This is a genomic window from Bradyrhizobium sp. (genome assembly GCF_035273305.1).
Lineage (GTDB): Bacteria > Pseudomonadota > Alphaproteobacteria > Rhizobiales > Xanthobacteraceae > Bradyrhizobium.
Window position 1 is genome coordinate 1 of record NZ_DATEPI010000318.1, and the last position, 4,028, is coordinate 4,028.

A 4,028-nucleotide genomic window follows, 5' to 3' on the forward strand; every position below is an offset into this window, starting at 1 on the left:
CGTGGCTCGCCACAGAGAGCGCCGCACGCGCGTTCTGCTCCACCAGCAGGATGGTGACCCCAAGATCGCGGTTGCTCTCCTTGATGATCGCGAACACTTCCTTCACCAGCAACGGCGACAGGCCCATCGACGGCTCATCCATCAGGATCATCTTCGGCCGCGCCATCAGCGCCCGGCCAATCGCCAGCATTTGCTGCTCGCCGCCTGAGAGATAGCCCGCAAGCCCGGTGCGTTCCTTCAGGCGCGGGAAATATCTGAAGACCATCTCGATGTCCGCGCCCACCTCGTTATCTCCGCGGGTGAAGGCGCCAAGTCGCAAATTCTCCAGCGACGTCATATCGGCAATAATGCGCCGGCCTTCCATCACCTGGAAGATGCCGCGCCTGACGATCTTGTCGGGATCGATGCCGTCGATGCGCTCACCACCGAAAACGATTTCGCCGCGGGTGACCTCACCATCTTCGGTCTTGAGCAGCCCCGAGATCGCCTTCAGTGTGGTCGACTTGCCGGCGCCGTTGGCGCCGAGCAGCGCCACGATCGCACCGCGCGGCACATCGAGGCTCAAGCCGCGCAGCACTAGGATCACGTCATCATAGACGACCTCGATATTGCGCACACTGAGCAGCGGCGCGGAAACGGCGCTTGGCGCAAGGCGACCTGTTTCAATCTCGAGAGTCATGCGGGTTTCCGGGCGTACACGTCTTGTGTCGCGCGACGGGTCAGACGTGCATGGCCAGCACAAGCCCGGCCAAGCACGTCTGGATCATTGGAGTTACCACCCAAACCATTCCGGCTTGCGCGGCAGTTCGACCGTCTTCACCTTCTCGAGCTTGATGGTGCCTTTGGCCATGAGATCGTTGAGGTCGCCATCGGTCGGCCCCGAAATTTTCGAACGATACAGATCGACCTTCATCGTGCCGCGATGGTCTTTCTCGGTCCATGTCGAAGCGTTGCAGACGCCTTCCATGCCGGCCGGCACCCAATCCTTCTTCTGGTAGAATCCTTTGGCAACGTTCTCGCCGGTCGCGCCGCCGTTCTTGGCGGCCCAGTCCAGGGCTTCCTTGAGGTAAAGCGCGCTGCACACGGCCGCGATGTAGTGCACGGGACGATAGGCCTTGCCGCTTGGGTCCGACATTTTCGAAATTTCCGCTACCGTCTTCATGCCGGGTGCGTTGCCGCCCCAGGCGACAGCCGTTCGCAGCGGGAAGATCACGCCGTTGGCGGCATCGCCGGCGGTCTTGGCGGCATTCTCATCCATGCCCCAGACATTGCCCATAAACTGCACATCGACCCCGGCGGTCTTGCAGGCTTTTAGCACCGAGACATTGGAGGCGGCGGTGTTGCCGAGATAAGCGTAGTTTGCGCCGGAGCTTTTCAGGCTCAGGCACTGGGCGCTGTAGTCACCCGGCGTGAGCGCGAATACCAGCGGCGGGAGCACTTCAAAGCCGAGTTCGACCGCGATTGCTTCGCCGGCCGCTTTGGGCGCGTTCGGGTAAGGGTGATTGGCCCCCATATGGACGAACTTAGGTTTTCCCGATTTGCCTTTGGATTTCCAGTCCTCCGCCGCCCACATCAATTCTGCGCGCATGGCGTCCGAGTAGCTCGGGCCGTAGAAAAAATTGTAGGGCGCTGGCTTCGCCTTGCCGCTGGTGCCTTCCGGATCGGTCAATGCCGCGGCATAGGACCCCGAGATGTCGGGGATCTTGTCCTGCGCCAGAAAGCCGGTCAGCGCTTCGGTATCTGCGGTGCCCCATCCCATGATCGCCGCGACCTTATGGTCCGGAGCGGACCACTTCTTGTAGAGCGCGATCGCGCGCGGCACCTGATATCCGTAATCGTTGGTGTCTACATTGAGCTGCTTGCCGGCAACCCCGCCGTTCTTGTTGACCCAGGCGAACGTGTCGGCGACCGCTTGGCCGTACGGCGTTCCGACGTCCGATGTGCCGCCGGAATAATCGGCCAAATGACCGATAGCGATCTGCGCCTGCGCTGCCGTTACGCCGCCGCCCAGCAACGCTGCCAGCGAAACCGCGCCTAAAAATGATTTCATGGTCATGCCTCGTTTCCTCCGTTTTGTCATTGGTGTCGATTGTAGCCGGTCCCGTTCCAAGCTCAATGCGAAAACGGGTAGAGTTTCCAGTACGTCTTGATCTGGCGCCAGCGATGCGCGAGCCCATCCGGCTCGAACATCAGAAACGCGATGATGATCACCCCGATCGCGATCTCGCGCAGGAAGGTGATGTTGGTATTGAGCGACAGCGCCTTGTCGATGGCGCTGCCCTTCAGGCCCGTGCTGATCCACTCCATCGATTCAGGGAGCAGCACCACGAATGCCGTGCCCATCAGGGTGCCCATGATGGAGCCGGTCCCGCCAATGATGACCATCGCTAGAAACAGGATCGAGCGTTCGATCCCGAAGCCTTCGTTCGAAACGACCAACTGGTAATGCGCGTAAAGCGCACCGGCGATGCCGGCAAAGAACGCCGCGAGCCCGAATGAAAGCGTGCGATATTTCGTGAGATTGATGCCCATGATTTCCGCGGAGAGGTAATGGTCACGGATCGCGACCAGCGCGCGGCCATCGCGGGTGCGCATCAAATTCGTGACCAGCAGGTAACTGACGAGCAGATAGGCGAGCACGATATAGAAATACTGGTGGTCGCCGCGAAACGTGTAGCCGAAGATCGAGAACGGATTGGCGCTGGCGGGCACCGAGCCGCCGGAGAACCAGTCTGCCCGCGAAAAAAAATCGAGCAGGATGTATTGCGCCGCCAGCGTGGCGATGACGAGATAAAGCCCCTTCAGGCGCGCCGCCGGCAGGCCGAAGATCAGGCCGACGAGCGCCGTCATTACTCCGGCCAGCGGGATTGCGAAGAACACCGGGATCGGCAAATTGTTGGAAATATAGGCCGAGGTGAAAGCGCCCAGCAAAAAGAAAGCGGCGTGCCCGATCGATATCTGTCCGGTAAAGCCGACGAGGATATTGAGGCCGAGCGCGGCGATGGCAAAGATGCCGATCTGGATCAGGATGCTCAACCAGTACGCGCTGATCACCATCGGTGCAAAACAGATCAGCACCGCGCCGACGATGGCTGCGTTGCGGCTGGTCGCCGTTGGAAAGATCGTGCTGTCGGCCGCGTAACTGGTGCGGAAGTCGCCGGCTGGAATCAGGGAAGGGGTTGCCATTGCTGTTTGCCTACACCCGTTCGATGTCGCTGGTGCCGAACAGGCCGTAGGGCTTGATCATCAGGATGATGATCAGCACGTAGAACGGCGCGATTTCGTACAGATTGCCCCAGTGCAGATATTCGCTGTCGATGTATTGGGCGATGTTTTCGAGCAGGCCGATGATGATGCCGCCGAGAACGGCGCCTCCAATCGAGTCAAGGCCGCCCAGGATCGCCGCGGGAAATACCTTGATGCCGTAGGCGGATAGTCCCGACGATACACCGTTGACCACGGCGACCACGACGCCCGCGACCGCCGACACTGTTGCCGAGATGGCCCAAGCCATCGCGAATACGCTTTTTACGGATATGCCGAGCGACTGCGCCACCTGCTGATTGAACGCGGTGGCGCGCATCGCCAAGCCGTACTTCGAGGCCCGGAAGAACCACGCCATGCCGATCATCATTGCGATCGAGACCACCAGGCTCATGACGTAGACCGTCTGTATTTGCAGACCGAACAGGCTGACGGACTGGCTGGTAAATACGCGGGGGAATGGTTGGGGATTGACCCCGAAGATCCATTTCAGCGCGGCCTGAAACACCGTCGACAGCCCGATCGTTACCATGATCACCGAAATGATGGGCTCGCCGATCATCGGCCGCAGGATTACGATCTGGATTGCGATGCCGAAGACGAACATGAAGACGAGCGTCATGGGCATGCCGATCCAGAACGGCACCTCGTATTTGGCGAGCAGTGCCCAGCACACCCAGGCGCCCACCAGCAGCAATTCGCCTTGCGCGAAGTTGACGACCTGGGTCGCCTTGTAGATCAGCACAAACGACATCGCGACCACG

4 protein-coding genes are annotated in these 4,028 nt (G+C 60.3%); all 4 read right to left on the minus strand.

Annotated elements, in window-relative coordinates; all coding sequences use genetic code 11:
• The coding region (locus VJV58_RS21040; protein ID WP_324139296.1) for an ABC transporter ATP-binding protein at positions 1-679 on the minus strand (679 nt) is incomplete at its 3' end.
• 93 nt (positions 680-772) lie between these two features.
• The gene (locus VJV58_RS21045; protein ID WP_414641541.1) at positions 773-2,056 is read right to left on the minus strand and encodes an ABC transporter substrate-binding protein; all 1,284 of its coding nucleotides are present in this window, start codon (positions 2,054-2,056) and stop codon (positions 773-775) included.
• A gap of 56 nt (positions 2,057-2,112) precedes the next feature.
• The gene (locus VJV58_RS21050; RefSeq protein WP_324139297.1) at positions 2,113-3,186 is read right to left on the minus strand and encodes a branched-chain amino acid ABC transporter permease; all 1,074 of its coding nucleotides are present in this window, start codon (positions 3,184-3,186) and stop codon (positions 2,113-2,115) included.
• A gap of 10 nt (positions 3,187-3,196) precedes the next feature.
• Positions 3,197-4,027, minus strand: coding sequence for a branched-chain amino acid ABC transporter permease (locus VJV58_RS21055; RefSeq protein WP_414641542.1), 831 nt, complete (start codon positions 4,025-4,027; stop codon positions 3,197-3,199).
• Position 4,028 lies beyond the last annotated feature (1 nt).